Annotated in this window: 17 protein-coding genes; 11 read left to right on the top strand and 6 right to left on the bottom strand. The window is 58.2% G+C overall.

The window, feature by feature from the left end; all coding sequences use genetic code 11:
* Positions 1 to 8: 8 nt before the first annotated feature.
* On the bottom strand, positions 9 to 3,596 hold the full coding sequence (locus tag IT585_09650) for a hypothetical protein (GenBank protein ID MCC6963503.1): 3,588 nt from the start codon (positions 3,594 to 3,596) through the stop codon (positions 9 to 11).
* A 181-nt stretch (positions 3,597 to 3,777) separates the two neighbouring features.
* On the opposite strand from IT585_09650, the gene IT585_09645 reads away from it, so the two are divergent.
* The 9 genes from IT585_09645 to arsB all read left to right on the top strand — a co-directional run bounded on the left by IT585_09645 (position 3,778) and on the right by arsB (position 9,461).
* On the top strand, positions 3,778 to 4,296 hold the full coding sequence (locus IT585_09645; protein ID MCC6963502.1) for a GNAT family N-acetyltransferase: 519 nt from the start codon (positions 3,778 to 3,780) through the stop codon (positions 4,294 to 4,296).
* A 104-nt stretch (positions 4,297 to 4,400) separates the two neighbouring features.
* A complete protein-coding gene (locus IT585_09640) occupies positions 4,401 to 4,721 on the top strand; it encodes a winged helix-turn-helix transcriptional regulator (protein ID MCC6963501.1) in 321 nt (106 codons plus the stop codon).
* 68 nt (positions 4,722 to 4,789) lie between these two features.
* Positions 4,790 to 6,094 carry a permease gene (locus IT585_09635; GenBank protein MCC6963500.1) on the top strand — a complete coding sequence of 435 codons (1,305 nt, stop codon included), beginning with the start codon at positions 4,790 to 4,792 and terminating at the stop codon, positions 6,092 to 6,094.
* A 15-nt stretch (positions 6,095 to 6,109) separates the two neighbouring features.
* Entirely contained in the window at positions 6,110 to 6,343 is a 234-nt protein-coding gene (locus IT585_09630) for a TM0996/MTH895 family glutaredoxin-like protein (protein ID MCC6963499.1), read from the top strand.
* Positions 6,344 to 6,368: 25 nt separating this feature from the next.
* Positions 6,369 to 6,830, top strand: coding sequence for a hypothetical protein (locus IT585_09625; GenBank protein MCC6963498.1), 462 nt, complete (start codon positions 6,369 to 6,371; stop codon positions 6,828 to 6,830).
* Entirely contained in the window at positions 6,830 to 7,525 is a 696-nt protein-coding gene (locus IT585_09620; GenBank protein MCC6963497.1) for a sulfite exporter TauE/SafE family protein, read from the top strand. The genes IT585_09625 and IT585_09620 overlap by 1 nt, the downstream gene beginning before the upstream one ends.
* A gap of 51 nt (positions 7,526 to 7,576) precedes the next feature.
* Positions 7,577 to 7,951 (top strand): winged helix-turn-helix transcriptional regulator, encoded by a 375-nt coding sequence (locus IT585_09615; protein ID MCC6963496.1) that lies wholly within the window; start codon positions 7,577 to 7,579, stop codon positions 7,949 to 7,951.
* On the top strand, positions 7,948 to 8,385 hold the full coding sequence (locus IT585_09610; protein MCC6963495.1) for an arsenate reductase ArsC: 438 nt from the start codon (positions 7,948 to 7,950) through the stop codon (positions 8,383 to 8,385). Before IT585_09615 ends, IT585_09610 begins: the two co-directional genes overlap by 4 nt.
* A gap of 71 nt (positions 8,386 to 8,456) precedes the next feature.
* Positions 8,457 to 9,461, top strand: a complete 1,005-nt coding sequence (arsB, locus tag IT585_09605) for an ACR3 family arsenite efflux transporter (protein ID MCC6963494.1) — start codon at positions 8,457 to 8,459, stop codon at positions 9,459 to 9,461.
* Between the two features lie 39 nt (positions 9,462 to 9,500).
* Here the strand turns inward: arsB and IT585_09600 are convergent, their stop codons facing one another.
* The 3 genes from IT585_09600 to IT585_09590 are packed head-to-tail and all read right to left on the bottom strand — an operon-like array spanning position 9,501 to position 11,505.
* On the bottom strand, positions 9,501 to 10,403 hold the full coding sequence (locus tag IT585_09600; protein MCC6963493.1) for a deoxyribonuclease IV: 903 nt from the start codon (positions 10,401 to 10,403) through the stop codon (positions 9,501 to 9,503).
* A 42-nt stretch (positions 10,404 to 10,445) separates the two neighbouring features.
* Positions 10,446 to 10,859 (bottom strand): DUF393 domain-containing protein, encoded by a 414-nt coding sequence (locus IT585_09595; protein ID MCC6963492.1) that lies wholly within the window; start codon positions 10,857 to 10,859, stop codon positions 10,446 to 10,448.
* A 16-nt stretch (positions 10,860 to 10,875) separates the two neighbouring features.
* Positions 10,876 to 11,505: an O-methyltransferase gene (locus tag IT585_09590; protein MCC6963491.1), complete on the bottom strand. Its 630-nt coding sequence runs from the start codon at positions 11,503 to 11,505 to the stop codon at positions 10,876 to 10,878.
* A gap of 106 nt (positions 11,506 to 11,611) precedes the next feature.
* Between IT585_09590 and queG the strand changes: the two genes are divergently transcribed.
* Together queG and IT585_09580 are read left to right on the top strand one after the other, a co-directional pair.
* Positions 11,612 to 12,583, top strand: a complete 972-nt coding sequence (gene queG, locus IT585_09585; protein ID MCC6963490.1) for a tRNA epoxyqueuosine(34) reductase QueG — start codon at positions 11,612 to 11,614, stop codon at positions 12,581 to 12,583.
* A 5-nt stretch (positions 12,584 to 12,588) separates the two neighbouring features.
* Entirely contained in the window at positions 12,589 to 13,179 is a 591-nt protein-coding gene (locus IT585_09580; GenBank protein MCC6963489.1) for a CoA pyrophosphatase, read from the top strand.
* A gap of 60 nt (positions 13,180 to 13,239) precedes the next feature.
* Here the strand turns inward: IT585_09580 and IT585_09575 are convergent, their stop codons facing one another.
* Together IT585_09575 and IT585_09570 are read right to left on the bottom strand one after the other, a co-directional pair.
* On the bottom strand, positions 13,240 to 14,538 hold the full coding sequence (locus tag IT585_09575) for an amidohydrolase family protein (protein ID MCC6963488.1): 1,299 nt from the start codon (positions 14,536 to 14,538) through the stop codon (positions 13,240 to 13,242).
* 2 nt (positions 14,539 to 14,540) lie between these two features.
* Positions 14,541 to 16,189 (bottom strand): amidohydrolase (locus IT585_09570; GenBank protein ID MCC6963487.1); only part of this gene is annotated, 1,649 nt, incomplete at its 5' end.

Genomic DNA, 16,189 nt, shown 5'->3' with positions numbered 1-16,189 from the left:
TCGGCGACCTATTTCCCCGGCAACTCCGGCACCAGCCAGTAGTCGCGCGGGAAGATGCGATACAATTTGGCGCCCGGTTCGACGCTCTGCAAATAGCGCTCGTACGATTGCAGTTGCTTCTCAGGGCCGATCGCGAAATTGACCGCATTGGCCTTGGCGACGGATTCCGCACCGCTTGGGCCGTAATCCGGCAGCAGCAAACCGTAGACCGGCTCCATGCGTGATTGCACCTTCTGGTAGAAATTCGGCTGGCGATGGAGTGCAAGGATACCCTCCCGGAAAGCACGCACCGTTTGTGGCGTAATACCGTCGACCAGGTCGCGAGCGATCGCCTCACCACGCGATTCATAGGTCGACCCGGCGCGGTTCGCGCCAAACGCCTGAGCGACGGCGTAGTCACCGAGGGCGGGGTCGCTCGGCGCTTTCTTGAGTTCGCTCACGACGAACTGCATCGTCTGCGCCAGATCGGGACAGCGCTCAGCGTAGTAGACGATCCGGCCAGTGGTTTCGCGGCTGCGCAGGCCGTTGGAGTAAGCCAACCCGGCGCTCCAGGTTTTCATGAACATGGAGTGCGCGCCACCGCCGCCATAGAGTCGTGCCGCCAGAAAGTCGATCAGGCCGTCGGGGGTGAACTGCGCGAAGCTGGCACAATCGGCGGTATTGACATGCACACCGGAACGCGTGTTCTCGTTGACAAGGCCGACATAGATCGGCGTCGTCGCTTCCGGTGCGCGTTGCAGCAAACGCGCCTTGACGATCGGTGTTTGCGAATAGCGCTGACGCTGCGCGGGCTGGGGATTGAACTTGCCGATGATGCCATTCAGTTTGGGCAGCAGTACGGAACGAGTAGCGGAGTTGGATACAAGCCAGGCACGGACATTGTCGGTGCGCCGAATGGTTTCGATGACCTGACGGATGCGCGCCAACGCTACCTCCGGTTCAACGCCGCCATCGTTGGCGATCTGCCAGCACAAAAGCTGCCAGTCGGTGGTGAGCGTAGCATCAGGCACGTCCGGGATGAGCCGCATCAAGTCATCCGCTGCCGCCTTCACGAGCTCGGCGTTGCGGGGATCGGCGATCAGGAACCTTCCGGTGAGACCGGCAACAATCGCTGACGACCAGGTTTCTTTCTTCTCACCCGTAAGTGTAGCCAGGAGATCATTAAGCGCTTCGCGATTGCGTCCGGCACCGGCCGCCGCCAGCTCCTCCATGAATCTTGCGAAGCCGGCCGGATCGCCGACATCCTTGAGCATCCAGCGCACCCTGTGCAGGTTGAAGCTCTTGGTCAGGAAGCAATCGGCGGACAAGAGCAGCGGATTCGATTGGCGCCAATAAGCATCGGCCGGATCCTCCACCCACGCTTCCTCGGCATGACGCATGGTCGAGCGGTGGTTGGCCAGAGCGATGTCGACCGCGTCGCGAATGCGCGAAAGATTCTCCGGCGATAAATAGCTGTCGAACAGGACCCGATCGAGCCATTCGAGCGCGCGCAGCGCCTCCGGCTGATTGCTGCCCTCGACGCGCAAATTGAGTTCGACACGCTGGGTGCGATAGTTGGCGTTGAAGTACGCGGAGAGACCACCGATCTCCTGCCGCAGGCGCTGTTGCATCTGGTCGTATGCAAGCGCGCCGGAGTCGGTCACGACGCCGATATCGGTGATCAAGGCCGGCAGTGCCGCCAGATACACCAAATCTTGTTCCGGTACCGCCTCAAGTCCGAAAGCCAATCCAACGGTCGCGTCCGTGATATTCTCAAAGGTCGAAGCAATCAGGGGCACCTGGCCGTTTATCGACTCGGTGCTGAAGCGCAGTGGATCATCCAGTGTCATCGGGGGATTCGCGGCAAAAGCCGGCAGCTTGATCGTCGCCGCCGCCGAGTCGATGAGCGCCGTCTGGGCATCGTAGTCGCGCTGGAAGAGTTGAATGGCCTGTTCATCGGAGGTCACCTGATACCTGGATTTGATCTCCTTGAGGTAGCCTTCGAGTCGTTGCTTGCGGGCATTCTCGGAGTCAGCGATCAACTGGGGATTAGCCACGGCCGCGACAGCGTAGGGGCGCTGTACATCCAACTGCCACCGGGCAATCAGGTCGCGCCAGATATTCTTGGCGCCGGCGAGCTGTCGGCGGGCAGATTCGGTCTCAGCCGCAAAGACCAGGGAGCGTTTGAAGCCACCGCTCTGGTGCAGGCGATTGACATAATTCATCCACTCCGAGCCGGAGCTGCGTTCACCGAACCGCGGCGGCGAGTTCAAGAAGCTGCGCAGGTTGCGCTCACGCGCGGTAATGCGGTCAAGCAGGCTGTGGTTTAATTCAAGCAATTCCGGCGCTGAATCGGCATAGGCAGCGACGGCGGCAATTTCTCCAAGGATCAGCGCCCGAATCGAATCGATGGTAGCCGGCGTGCAGGCCCCGCGGCTGATGTCGCCAAAGTAGATATAAGCGGGATGGCCCCAATCGTCGCCGACCCAACTGCCGACGGAGGTTGCGCCGACGTCCATAATTCGCGATTGCGAGTCGATGAAACGCCGACTGAGAATCGATGTTTGATCGCCGGCCAGATTTTCAATCAGTAGTTCAAAGAGATAGCGTTCGTTGTTGTCGGCAAAGTTGCGGGTCGGCCAGCCGAAGACCAGGAGCCCCGGCTCCGATTCTTGCTGGGCCGGGAAATCCACGATACGGATCTCACCGGCGACTGTCGGCTGCGTGGGCGGCATCTGTTGATCGAGGATCGACGGGTGACTGCCGGCCTTCGCTTCCGGCTCAACCCGGTCGAGAATTTCAGCCAGCCGCGTCAGACATTGCTCCGGAGCGATGTCATCGGGAATTGAAATGACAACGCCCATGTTGTTGATGTGATAGGCGCCTTCCTGAAATTTCCGCAGGTCGGCGGGTTCCATTGTGCGGATCGCCGGCGGGTAGCCGCCCGCATCATACGAGAGCGGATGATTCTTGCCGTAAATCATCCGGCCGAGGCTCAGCATCAGCTCGCCCCAGGGACTTTCGAAGGAACGGACCATCTCGTTGTACACGGTGCCCTTTTCCTCCAGACCGACAGCGCCGGTGCTTTGATCCGACGTCAGGCCGACGTGGCACACCTCGCGGCGGATTTCTTCGTCGGAGTAGTTCGGATGGAGCAAGGCGTCGAGCTTGGCCTCGAAGAGCCGGAAGAAGTTCTCGGTACCGGAAGCGCAATTGAAGTGATAGCAGGTTCGAAGTTGCATGGTAAACGCCGAGCTCGATCCAAGCAGCATATCTTCCGTCGACGCGACATAGCGACCCTTGGTGCCCTTGCCCAGCAGTAGATGTTCGCAAGTGTGCGGTTCACCCTGATCGGAGGGCGGCAGCGTGTTGAACCACATGAACGCCTGAGGCAGCGACTGAATCGTGAAGAGGTCAGCGACGAAACCCGAGCGTTCATGCCGGAAGCGCGCGCCGATCGGAGCATTCGCATCGTTTTCATAAATGCACTCGGTGACAAAGCCGGCAATCTTCTGCTCCGGTTTGAGCTCGGCGTAGGTCAGTCCGAATGCGGTTGGTGCGGCGAGCACCCCGACCAATAGGCTGAACACTGCTATTCTGAGTAAGGCATTGCGCATATGTGATCCTTATCGAAAGCGAGTTGCTGTGGCCCGCAAACCAGGTTCCGGGCGATAACGCTGATTGGGCGTGAAGATAACATTTTGCCGCACGGCCGCCAACGGGATTTCCGCAGCCGATCCTGGCACGGAAAATCGGGCGATTGACGCGACAGCTGAAATGCGCGATCTTAGTCGGCAAATGACACCGAAGGACATTACGGTTCGCCCGTGGCAAAACACCGATTCGTTGGAGGAGTTGACCGATCTGCTGCACCGGGCGTACAAGATGCTGGCCGATATGGGGCTGCGCTTCCTGGCGACGCATCAGGATGTTGAGACCACGCGCCGACGCATCGAGGCCGGTGAGTGCTTTGTGGCCGAGCAGCGCGGCCGGATCGTCGGCAGCATCACGTTTTACCGCGCCGGCGCTCATTCCGGATGTCCCTACTACACGCGCCCGGAGGTCTGCCACATTGGACAACTGGCGGTCGAGCCCGGCTTGCGGCGACAGGGACTCGCGAATCTGCTGATGCACCACGTTGAGGAACACGCCCAGCAGAACGGGTTTGCCGAAATCGCGCTCGACACGGCCGAAACGGCACATCACCTAATTGATTGGTACAAGCGGCGCGGCTACCGCCAGGTTGATTTCCAACAGTGGGATGTTACGAACTATCGCAGCGTCATTATGGCGAAGCGGCTGCACGCGGGGCGGTAGGCCGGCCGAGATCAATCGCTCTCACAAAGGAAATCAACACTTGACAGCAGAGATCACTTGGTTATTTTGCCAAATAGCCGATAGAAAGAACGGAGGTTGTGCAGATGGATAAGAAAACGCAGGCACGCTTTGAAGCACGGGCACGGATCATCAAGGCGATGGCGCACCCGACGCGTTTGTTCGTGGTCGATCGCCTGGCCCAGCGCGAGCACTGTGTCTGCGAGTTGACGGAGTTGGTCGGCGCCGACACCTCGACCGTTTCCAAACATCTGTCGATTCTCAAGGCCGCCGGGATCGTGGCGGATGAGAAGCGCGGGGCGCAGGTATTCTACCGGCTGCAGGTCCCGTGCGTGCTGAATTTCTTCGGCTGCGTTGAGGGTGTACTCAAATCGAAGGCCAGGGAGCAAGTGCAGTTGACGAAGTAGTTTTTTTGCCAGGGGCTTTGGCGATTTGCCCAAATAAGAAACAACATGGACACACGTTGGCACTGATTATGAGCTTCAACTGGAAAACAGAAGGAAGAATCTTTGCGATACTCGCCGGAGTCTTTGCGCTCTTCTACTTTGTCCCGTTCGATTCAGAACGACTGACGCGCTCGATTCTCGAAGGTCTGCTGCTAACGCAATGGTACGCGCGGGAACATGTGCTACTCTGTCTCATCCCGGCGTTCTTCATCGCCGGCGCCATCGGTGCATTTGTCCGCCAGGAGTCAGTGATTCGCTACTTAGGTCCCCGGGCGCACAAGTCCCTCGCTTACGGGGTAGCCTCGATTTCAGGAAGCGTGCTGGCGGTCTGTTCTTGCACGGTCTTGCCGCTGTTTGCCGGCATTTATCGCATGGGTGCCGGGCTCGGACCGGCAACAGCGTTCTTGTACTCCGGTCCGGCGATCAATGTGCTGGCGATTATCTTGACAGCGCGGGTTTTGGGCATCGAACTCGGCATCGCCAGGGCCGTTGGCGCGGTGGTTTTCAGTATCGTGATCGGTCTTCTGATGCACTTGTTCTATCGCAAAGAAGAGCGGGAACGCCGGGCTGCCGCAGCCGTCGAGCCCGAAACTCAGGTGCATCGCCCGTTGTGGCAGACAGCGACATTCTTCGGCCTGCAGATTGCGATTCTCGTCTTCGCTACCTGGAGCGAGGCCGACAACCAGGTTGGCTTCTGGAGTGCCATCGGTCATGCCAAGTGGTATCTGACCAGCGCAGCCGCCATCGGGCTGGGAGTAGTGCTGATTCGCTGGCTGCGCGCGACGGCATGGAAGGTCGCTGTGGGGAGTGTTGTGGTTGTGGTGATGGTTATAGTCGCGCACCAGCAGCCGCTAATTCCATTTGCAGTCGGTTTGGCGGCGCTGGCCTGGATCACTGCGACCGAGAGGGGGGAGTCGGAGGAGTGGTTCGGACAGTCGTGGGGTTTTGCGAAGCAGATTATGCCGCTGTTGTTGGCGGGCGTGCTGGTCGCCGGATTTCTCCTGGGGCGGCCCGGAGAAGAAGCTCTGATTCCCTCGCACTGGATCGCGTCGGTGGTGGGCGGCAATGGCTTAGGGGCAAATCTTTTCGCTGCGGTGATCGGTGCCTTCATGTACTTCGCGACTCTAACCGAAGTGCCGATCTTGCAGGGATTGATCGGCTCCGGCATGGGCAAAGGTCCGGCGCTAGCGCTGCTTCTGTCCGGCCCGGCGTTGTCTTTGCCGAGCATGCTAGTCATCGGCCAGATTTTGGGAGCCAGGAAGACTATCGTCTATGTGACTCTGGTAGTAGTGATGTCAACCCTCAGCGGCCTCGTGTTTGGGGCGCTGGCCTAAGGATGGGAGCAAACGATGAAGCTGATTCAGGTACTGGGCACCGGTTGCCCCAAGTGCGAGAAGCTTGAAGCCCTAACGCGCCAGGCGGCACGGGAACTCGATCTCGAGTGCGAAGTGCTAAAGGTCAAAGATATCCAAGCCATCATGCACATGGGCGTGATGATGACACCGGCGCTGGCGGTTGACGGAGTGGTGAAGGTGTCGGGGCGCGTGCCGTCGCTGGACGAGATCAAGAAGCTGATTCAATAGCGATACTTTGTCGAGGAACGAGTCAATGAAATCCAAGCTTATCATCACCATTGCTTTGCTGCTGTTTGTCGCCGCCAGCATCACGGCCGTTATCGTCAAGAACAGCGGTACCAGCGGGGCTTCCAGCGCGGCGACCGTCGAAAAACTCGACGGCAAGGTTGTCGTCTACTATTTCCACCGTACCCAGCGCTGTCCCACTTGTCTGAAGATCGAAGCATTATCGCGGGACGTCGTCACGACGAAATTTGCGGCAGAGATTGAAGCCGGCAAACTGGTCTGGAAAGTGGTTAATATCGAGACGCCCGGCAACGAGCATTTCGAAGCCGACTACGCCCTGATCACTCAATCATTGATCGTGGTCGATCATCGCGAGGCTGCGCACCCGCACTGGTGGAACCTTGACAAGATCTGGGAGCTGGTGTGGACGGAAGATGATTTTCGCCAATATGTTGACGCCGAGATTCGCAAGGTCATGAGCCGCGTCTGATGGAATCGCTGCTGACGGCTCTGGCTTCGGCGATTTGGCTGGGGCTCCTGACTTCGATCAGCCCTTGCCCGCTGGCGACAAATATCGCGGCGATCTCATATATCGGCCGGCGTCTCGAGTCACCCGGACGTATGCTCGCGGCCGGCGTGCTATACACGTTGGGGCGGACGGTTGCCTACGTCGCCATCGGCATCGTGCTGGTGGCCGGTATCTTCTCAGTGCCGGAGTTATCACGTTTCTTGCAGAAGTACATGAACCAGATCCTCGGTCCGTTGTTGATCGTTACCGGAATGTTTCTGCTGAATCTCCTGAGCTACGCCGGCACCGGATCGGGGCTGGGCGAAAAGATGCAAGGACACGTCGCGCGTTGGGGCATCTGGGGCTCCGTACCACTCGGATTCGTTTTTGCCCTGTCTTTCTGTCCGATCTCGGCGGCGCTGTTCTTCGGCAGTCTGATTCCACTGGCGTTGGAAGCACATTCACCGGTGCTCCTGCCGCTGAGCTACGGCATCGGCACGGCGATACCGGTACTGGCCGTCGGTTTCGTGGTCGGCTTGAGCGTCAGCTCCATCGGCCGGGTATTCGACAAGCTTACGCGCATCGAAAAGTGGGCGCGTCGGACGACCGGCATCGTGTTTATCGCGGTTGGACTGTACCTTAGCCTGAAATATATTTTTAACATCCCGCTGCCATGAACCGTATTGACAGGGACAGGCTTATTACTATATTTCGTCACTTAACGAATTATGGCGCAATTGTTGTCACATATCGCCGAGATAAGTCAAGCCCTTTCGGATGAAAACCGCGTTCGGGCGCTGGTCGCATTGCGCAAACAGGAATTGTGCGTTTGTCAGTTGATCTGCCTGCTCGATCTGGCGCCATCAACTGTGTCCAAACACATGACGATTCTCAAACAAGCCGGATTGGTGGAAGCACGCAAGTCGGCGCGCTGGGTGTATTACCGGATCGCTGACACCGGCAACCGTCCGGAAATTGCTGCCGCCTTGAAGTGGGTGCTTGATAGTCTTGCGCGCACGCCGGAGACTCGCGAGGATGATCGTCGGTTGCGCGAAATTCTGGCGACCGATCTGGACGAGATCTGCTGTCGGATTCGCAGATGATGCGCATTCTGTTTCTTTGTACCGGCAATTCCTGCCGCTCGCAGATGGCGGAGGGCTGGGCGCGCCGATTGCTAGGCAATAGGTTCGAAGTTTATTCCGCCGGAGTTGAGCCGCATGGTCTCAACCCGCTGGCGGTGCGCGTGATGGCAGAGGCCGGCGTCGACATCGCGCAGCAGTCGTCCAAGCACGTCCGCGATCTGGCGCAAATCCCGTTTGATTACGTGGTCACTGTTTGCGATCAGGCACACGAGAGCTGCCCGGTGTTTCCCGGCGCAACGAAGATCATTCACCGTAGTTTCGACGATCCGCCGCGACTGGCGCGGGAGGCGGCCAACCTCGAAGAGTCCCTTCCGCATTATCGCCGCGTCCGCGATGAGATCCGCGATTTCATCTTGACGCTGCCGAAAGTTCTGACGACGGAGGAATCGCATTGACGACAGAGTGTAATCCCACGCGACGTTTAGGTTTCATTGATCGTTATCTGACCATCTGGATTTTTGCCACGATGGCGCTCGGTGTCGCTATCGGGCACTTCTACCCCGCGGTCGAAGGCGTAATCAACCGTTTTCAGTCGGGCACGACGAATATCCCGATTGCCATCGGTCTCATTCTCATGATGTATCCGCCGCTGGCCAAGGTGCGCTACGAAGAACTCGGTAAGGTAATTCGCAACTGGAAGATTCTGACTCTGTCGTTGTTGCAGAACTGGCTGATCGGGCCTGTTGTAATGTTCGCCCTGGCGATTGTATTCCTCTCTGGCTACCCGGAGTATATGACCGGTCTGATCATGATCGGTCTGGCGCGCTGCATTGCGATGGTGATTGTCTGGAACGAGTTGGCATCCGGTGACACCGAGTACGCGGCCGGTCTAGTGGCCTTGAACAGCATCTTTCAGATCGCATTCTACAGTTTCTACGCCTGGGTGTTCATTACCGTCCTGCCCGAATGGTTAGGCTTGACCGGCAGCGTGGTCGAAGTCACCATGGGAGAGATCGCTGTCAGCGTCTTAATCTACCTCGGCATTCCTTTTTTCGCCGGCATGCTGACGCGGCTGATCCTGGTGCACGCCAAGGGCAAGGAGTGGTACCATCGGGTGTTCATCCCGAAGATCAGCCCGATCACGCTCATCGCCCTGCTTTTCACGATTCTCGTGATGTTCAGCCTCAAGGGGGATTTGATCGTACAAATTCCACTTGATGTTCTCCGCATCGCGATTCCGTTGCTGATTTATTTTGTGGTGATGTTCCTGATCAGCTTCTACATGGGTCATCGCATCGGCGCCGACTACTCGAAGACCACGACCCTGTCGTTCACGGCTGCCAGCAACAACTTTGAGTTGGCGATCGCGGTGGCGGTGGCGGTGTTCGGCGTTAACTCCGGTGTCGCGTTTGCGGCAGTGATTGGTCCGTTGGTCGAGGTACCGACGCTGATCGGGCTGGTGAACGTTTCCCTCTGGTTCCGCCGCCGCTATTTCAAGTCAATCGAAGCCGTAACGTCAGCAACTGCATGATCGCGTCATGCTTCGGTAAGACGAACTGATGGGCCGGGGCTATTTCGCTATCGCCAGTTTGCGCAGTAAGGCCAGGTTGCGCAAGTCGTCTTCGTAGTCTTCGCTCTTGGGAGTTTCAAGAAGCTTCGGGATTGAGCGGAATCGCTCGTCCTGCATGATGAACTTGAACGCGTCCTTACCGATCTCACCTTCGCCGATGTGGGTATGGCGGTCTATGCGCGAACCCAGCCCTTTGATTGAGTCGTTGAGATGGATCACCTTCAGGTGCTTGAGCCCGATGATCCGATCGAATTGGTCGATTGTCTGGTCGTAGGTTGCACGCGTCCGGATATCATAACCGGCGGCGAAGACGTGGCAGGTATCGAGGCAAACACTGACACGGCGCTGATCGTCGACACCGGCAATCATCTCGGCGATCTGCTCGAAGGTGTAACCCAGATGCGCTCCCTGGCCGGCGGTGACTTCCAGTGCAATTCGCGCTCTGCAGACAGCGGTTTGATCAATCGCGCGATTCAGCGACGCGATGATCTTCTTCATGCCGTATTCCGCTCCTTGATCGAGCGGCGACCCGGGATGCAACACGACATCGGGAATCCGCAGTTGTTCCGCGCGCTTGATCTCATCGACCAGCGCGGCAACCGACTTGCGATGCAAGTCCTCGCTTGGGGTGGCGAGATTGATCAGATATGCGGTATGAGAGATTACCGGTTCGATGCCGGCGGCAGACTGCGCGGCGATGAACTTCTCTGCTTCTGCATCCGTCGTCGGTCGCTGTTCCCAACGATTGTTGTTTTTGGTGAAAATCTGAATTGAAGTGCATCCGGTGTTGACGCCGTGCTCGATCGCATTATGCAGCCCGCCGGAGGTCGACATGTGCGCCCCAAGGAGGATTTGATCGGAGTTCTTGACCGCTTTGGCTGCGAAAGTCTTGCGAGTTGCCATAATAGCTATTTACGCATTCGACCGTGTGCTGAGCAACGAATTCTATGCCAAGATTCGATCACGGTCTGATTCGTTAGGGACGCGACATTGCCCGCGCCGTCCGAACCAGCGATAGCGTCGTTTGGCGACAAAGTCGTAGAGTGGATCACGCACGCGGCGCGGAATCAGCCGGAACACGCCGGTCACGCGCCAGATTCCGCCGAGCAACCACAGGGCGCGCAAGACGGCGGTTGACCGGGTCGTAAGCTGATCACGTTCAACCAACACCAGACTTTCGTGCAGATCCAGGCCTGCTATCGATTGCAGCAATGTGGCGGCGACCGGCGATTGGAGCGAGGCGAAATACAGTCGTTTGCGGCGGTCGGCGCGGAGCAGGAAATTCACCCAGGAGTTGCAGAGATTGCAGTAGCCGTCGAACATGATCAGGTGCTCGACCCCCGGGGGCAAATGCATCATCAGGGTTGCGCGCCGGTCATTGCTTGATCGAAACCATCAAGCCGTCGCGCAGCGGGATGATAACGCTCAAGGCATCCGGCAGCGCGTATGAGCTGCGGTTGAATTCCAGAATGCCGGCTGTGCCGGATGACGGCGGCTTCTCGTTAATGACGCGGTTAGACCATAACACGTTGTCGGTGATCATTACTCCACCCCGTCGCAGTTGCGGCCAAGCCAGTTCGAGGGCACGCGGGTATTGATGTTTATCCACATCGTTCAGGATGATGTCGAAAGGGCCCGCTGCTGTCGCCATCGCGTCCAGCGCATCGCTCTGATGCCACTCGATTCTGTCGCCGACGCCGGCGGCTTGAGCAAAAGTCTTTCCCCGGGCAATGTTGGCGGCATCGGTCTCGGTGCATTCAACTATGCTGCCATCCGCCATGGCGGTCGCGAACCAGACGGCCGAATAGCCGTAGCCGGAACCCATTTCAAACACGCGGCGGGCGTTGGTCAGGCGGACCATCTGCTGCAAGAAACGCCCTACCAATGGGCCGATGATCGGAAATTTGTGCTCACGGGCGTAGGCTTCCATGTCGGCGAGAACACTGTTGCGATCAGGAAGGAGCGATGATAGATAGGCTTCCAATTCGGGGCTATGAACGGTCACGTACAATCCTCCAGGTATTTGTCGGTCTTTAGTTCAATACGTCCAAGCGTCACCATCTATTGTACCGGCACTTGAACCGGGGGCGGTGAAGTGCTATCCTGCGTCAATGGACAAGACGGCGATCACCCGCATCATCAAGGAACGCGCCCGCGCTCTTGGATTCGCCTACTGCGGAATTGCGCGCGCCGAGTTGCTCGACTCCGAGGCTCCCCGCCTGGAACGATGGCTGCGGCTCGGTAAACACGGAAAGATGTCGTACATGGAGAAGCACTTTGATGAGCGCCTCGATCCGCGGAAACTGGTCGCGGGCGCTAAGTCGGTGGTTTGCCTCATTTACAACTACTACACCGACAGCGAACCTAGCGACCCAACCGCACCGAAGATTGCCAAGTACGCGCGCGGCAAGGATTATCATTGGGTGCTGCGCAAGCGGGCAAGACGACTTCTGGAAGAGATCCGACAGGAGGTGGGTGCAGTCGATGGAGAAGTTTTCGTCGACTCGGGCCCGGTCCTGGAGAAGGCCTGGGCGGCGCGTGCCGGACTCGGTTGGATCGGCAAAAACACGCTCCTCCTGGGGCCCGACTGCGGCAGTTTCTACTTCCTTGTCGAATTGATCGTCGACCTTGAGCTGGAATACGACAGGCCGATTCAGGAGCAATGCGCCGGCTGTCGCCGGTGTCTGGATGCCTGTCCGACCGGTGCGCTGGCTGAGCCATGGATTCTCGACGCGCGCCGATGCATCTCGTATTTCACCATCGAGTATCAGGGTGAATTGCCGACGGCGCTGCGCGGAAAATTCAACAATTGGATGTTCGGCTGTGATATCTGTCAGGACGTATGTCCATGGAATCGGCGGAGTCAGCCGCACGAGGAACCGTTGTTCGATGCTTCCCGGGAGTTGCTGGCGATGACGCGGGCTGATTGGCTGGCGCTGACGCGGCCGCAGTACAATCAACTTTTTAGAGACACGGCTGTGATGCGCCCGCGCTATCAAGGATTGCGGCGTAATATCCGCTTCCTGCTGAACGACACGTCGACCGGGGAACAATCGGCTGCCGGCGGTGTTGACAACGAATGATAAGTATGCAGACGACTCTGAGACAGATCGAAGAACGCCTTGCCGCACATCATCGGCGAGTCATCGGTAGCGACGGTTTCACGCCGGCGGCGGTGTTGATGCCGATCTTCGAGAAAGATGGCGAAGCGCACTTCCTGCTGACGCTGCGCACGCACAGCGTGGACACGCATAAGGGACAAATCTCGTTTCCGGGTGGTGCGCGTGAAGCCGGCGATCAGTCAATAAGTGAAACGGCGCTGCGCGAGACGTTCGAAGAAGTCGGCATTCGCCCTGCCGATACGCGCATCATCGGCGCCCTTGACGATATCGTTGCCATCAGCAATCATTTGGTGACGCCGATTGCCGCGACGATTCCCCATCCGTACGATTTCAAGATTAGCCGCGATGAGATTGAAGAACTCGTAGAGATTCCCCTGTCATTCTTCATGGACTTGCGCAATTGCCGCGTTGAGGAGCGTTCGCATCGCGGGCAATTGGTGCCGGTCTACTTCTACGAATATGGCCATCATACCGTCTGGGGTCTCACGGCCCATATCATCCGGGGTTTTCTCCATGTCTGCTTCGACATTCCTCATGAAGCAGCGATGCGGCTCTGAACTGCCCCCGGAAGACGAAGCCGTGGACTTGTGATCCACGGCTGCATCTCAGCGGTAACATCAGTCATTCGGATAGGTCTTCTGGCGGTACTTCTCGTACAACTGCTTATGCCGGTTATTCAGATCAACCTTTTTGCCATCAATGAAGGCGTGCGTCACGCGTTGTGAGATCGGATCGAGGATATCGCCCTCGGACACGATTAGGGTCGCCTTCTTGCCGACATCGAGCGACCCCAGCTCCTGGTCAACGCCGAGTATCTCCGCGGAAGTCAGTGTTAATGATCTGAGCGCGACATCAGGATCCAGACCGAAGGCCACCGCCTGCGCTGCCTGAAACGGCAGCGAGCGCGACGCCCAGGTGGCATAGCCATAAGAGAAACTGAACTTCACACCGGCGTCCTGGAGAAGTTTTGGTAGTTTGTAAGAAATGTCGTAGTCGTCGTCCTCGCGGAACGGCAGCAACTGCGTTCGCCCGAGCACGACCGGCACATTGTTTTCCTTGAGCAGGCCGGCGACGCGATACGCCTCGCGGCCGCCGGCGATGACGATGCGGATGTTCTGCTCCTTGGCGAAATACACGGCCTCTTCAATTTGGCGCACATCGTTGGCGTTGACGTAGACCGGCATCGTTCCGTCGAAGATTGGCATCATCGCCTCCCAACGCAGGTCAACCTCTTTCTGAGTTCCGGCCTTACGCGCCAGATAGTAAGCGCGGGCGGTCCGGAAAGACTCGCGTAGACGCTCACGGCTCTCCGCCATCTCTTTCTTCTGCTCCTCCGGCGTTCTCTCATTCCACCAGGCGGTAATGATCGCCGCCTGCGGCCAGTTCAATTGCAGGGCAGCATCCGGTTTTTCAACGCAGTCTTCCCGTGTCCAACCGTCCAGCTTCATCAGCGCGGCGCGCCCGCTGATCACGCCGCCTTCCGGCGCTACCAGTGCCAGTAGGATGCCGTTTGAGCGCACCGTCGGGATGATTTCCGAATCGGGATTGTAGGCGATTAGTGATTGCACTTCCGGATGGATCGGGCCAACCTCAGCATTGTCCTTGGTCGCCCTGATGGCGTCGATTTCGACCAGACCCAATCCGGAGGCGGCGTCAATCAGGCCCGGGTAAATGCGCCGGCCGGTAACATCGATCACTTCTGCGTTCGCAGGCACCGTCAGATTGGCACCGATTTGCGTTATCCGTCCCTGCTCGAAGAGCAGATCGGTATTCATCAAGATGCCATGACTGATGGTGTATAGATCGCCGCCCTTGAGCAGAATCGGATGATCCTGCTTCCTGCCGGGGACGTAAGGATTGGAAAACAGGCTGCCGCAGCCCAGCGCGAGCAGGAGGGCAATGAGTAGTGATTGCATTTTCACGGCTGAACCCTCCACACGTCGATCGCATCGTCACACCGCCACACTTTCTCCGGCCTTTTGTAGCCGTTCTCCTCTCCGCCTTTCTCGCCGCCGCCGGCTTTGAGCACCTTCTGGATCAGCGCGGCCCGTTCGGAGGCGATCTGCTCGCGCATTTGTTGGTCTTTTTCCAGCGAGAAGTAATTGCGCCCTTCGATCCACGTCTGCTCGACCTTGGCGTAGGTCGACACCGGGATGTTGTTCCAGATCACAAAGTCGGCGTCCTTACCTACCTTGATGCTGCCGACGCGATCATCGATCTTCAGTTGAATCGCGGGGTTGATCGTGACCATCTTAAGGGCGTCTTCCAGTGTCAGGTCGCCGTAGACCTTCACCGATTTTCCCGCTTCCTGATTGAGCCGGCGCGCCATTTCCGCGTCGTCCGAATTGATGCCGGTGACTACGCCCCGTTCATACATCAGCGCCGGGCTGTAGGCAATCGCCTCGTAGACTTCGAACTTGTAGGCCCACCAGTCGGCGAATGATCCAGCCGTCGCGCCGTGTTCACGCATTTCATCGGCCAGTTTGTACCCTTCGAGGATATGGGTGAAATTGTAGACCCGGAAACCAAACTGCTCCGCCAACCGCATCAGCATCAGGATTTCGGTGGCGACGTACGAATGGCAGTGGATGAACGTCCGCGAATTGACCACATCCGCAACCGACTCCAAGCGCAAATCGCGCCGCGGCGGTACAGCCTTTTGCTTGTCGGCACTCGACAGCGCGTTGTAGGCTTTCCAGGCCGCCTCATATTCCTGCGCCGCGGTGAATTCATCGCGCATGATCGTCTCGACGCCCATGCGCGTCTGCGGGTAGCGGCTTGTATATCTTTCTCCCCAGTTGCTTTGCTTAACGTTCTCACCGAGGGCAAACTTGATGGTCGGCGGCGCCACCATTTTCAGTCCTTCGGCATCCTGCCCCCAGCGGTGCTTAATCACTTGTGCCAGCGCGCCGATCGGATTGGCCGAGCCGTGCAGCAAGTGGGAAATCGTCACGCCACCAGCCAGGTGCCGGTAGATTGAAACATCCTCCGGATTGACGACATCGCTGATGCGGCACTCCGCCGTTATCGAATGCGACCCCTCATTGACGCCCCTGGAGATGGCGATATGCGAGTGTTCGTCGATGATGCCGGCGGTCAGGTGCTTGCCGGTTGCATCGATCACCCGGGTGCCGGCGGGCGCCGTAAGTCCCTTGCCGACAGCAGCGAACTTGCCGTTCGTCACCAGCACGTCCGTATTCTCCAGCACGCCGGCGGACTCGGAGGTCCACACGGTGGCATTGCGAATCAAGACGTTTTCTTGCGGCGGTTGCTCCGACAATCCGTAGGCGCGGTTCGGATAGGTCAGATGCGACACAATTGTCGTGTCAGGTTCCTCTTCCTTCCGATCGCCTTTGCGTGTCGTGTCTGCCTTCGCGTCGAACGGCGAAATCAGAGTCGCTTGCCAGGCTGCCAATCTGCCTGAAGGCAGCGCACAATCGCCGACGAAATCGTTTTCGGTACGCCGGCCGCTAAACCGGTACACTCCCGGCAGCGCTGCCGAGTCCAATTCGACCGTAAACTGCAGGAGATTGCCGTCGGTCGAGAGGTTGTTGGCCACTTTATCTT

Source organism: Candidatus Zixiibacteriota bacterium (assembly GCA_020853795.1).
GTDB lineage: Bacteria > Zixibacteria > MSB-5A5 > CAIYYT01 > CAIYYT01 > JADJGC01.
The sequence above is the reverse complement of the archived record's forward strand: the minus strand, read 5'-3'. Positions and strand labels throughout refer to the sequence as shown.

Excerpts from the sequence above, each read along its gene's own strand:
- IT585_09575 (MCC6963488.1), bottom strand. The coding sequence starts at position 14,538 with ATGCAATCACTACTCATTGCCCTCCTGCTCGCGCTGGGCTGCGGCAGC.
- IT585_09620 (MCC6963497.1), top strand. The coding sequence starts at position 6,830 with ATGGAATCGCTGCTGACGGCTCTGGCTTCGGCGATTTGGCTGGGGCTC.
- IT585_09625 (MCC6963498.1), top strand. The coding sequence starts at position 6,369 with ATGAAATCCAAGCTTATCATCACCATTGCTTTGCTGCTGTTTGTCGCC.
- IT585_09630 (MCC6963499.1), top strand. The coding sequence starts at position 6,110 with ATGAAGCTGATTCAGGTACTGGGCACCGGTTGCCCCAAGTGCGAGAAG.
- IT585_09595 (MCC6963492.1), bottom strand. The coding sequence starts at position 10,859 with ATGATGCATTTGCCCCCGGGGGTCGAGCACCTGATCATGTTCGACGGC.
- IT585_09615 (MCC6963496.1), top strand. The coding sequence starts at position 7,577 with ATGGCGCAATTGTTGTCACATATCGCCGAGATAAGTCAAGCCCTTTCG.
- IT585_09650 (MCC6963503.1), bottom strand. The coding sequence starts at position 3,596 with ATGCGCAATGCCTTACTCAGAATAGCAGTGTTCAGCCTATTGGTCGGG.
- IT585_09645 (MCC6963502.1), top strand. The coding sequence starts at position 3,778 with ATGACACCGAAGGACATTACGGTTCGCCCGTGGCAAAACACCGATTCG.
- arsB (MCC6963494.1), top strand. The coding sequence starts at position 8,457 with ATGGCGCTCGGTGTCGCTATCGGGCACTTCTACCCCGCGGTCGAAGGC.
- IT585_09635 (MCC6963500.1), top strand. The coding sequence starts at position 4,790 with ATGAGCTTCAACTGGAAAACAGAAGGAAGAATCTTTGCGATACTCGCC.
- IT585_09640 (MCC6963501.1), top strand. The coding sequence starts at position 4,401 with ATGGATAAGAAAACGCAGGCACGCTTTGAAGCACGGGCACGGATCATC.
- IT585_09580 (MCC6963489.1), top strand. The coding sequence starts at position 12,589 with ATGCAGACGACTCTGAGACAGATCGAAGAACGCCTTGCCGCACATCAT.
- IT585_09600 (MCC6963493.1), bottom strand. The coding sequence starts at position 10,403 with ATGGCAACTCGCAAGACTTTCGCAGCCAAAGCGGTCAAGAACTCCGAT.
- queG (MCC6963490.1), top strand. The coding sequence starts at position 11,612 with ATGGACAAGACGGCGATCACCCGCATCATCAAGGAACGCGCCCGCGCT.
- IT585_09610 (MCC6963495.1), top strand. The coding sequence starts at position 7,948 with ATGATGCGCATTCTGTTTCTTTGTACCGGCAATTCCTGCCGCTCGCAG.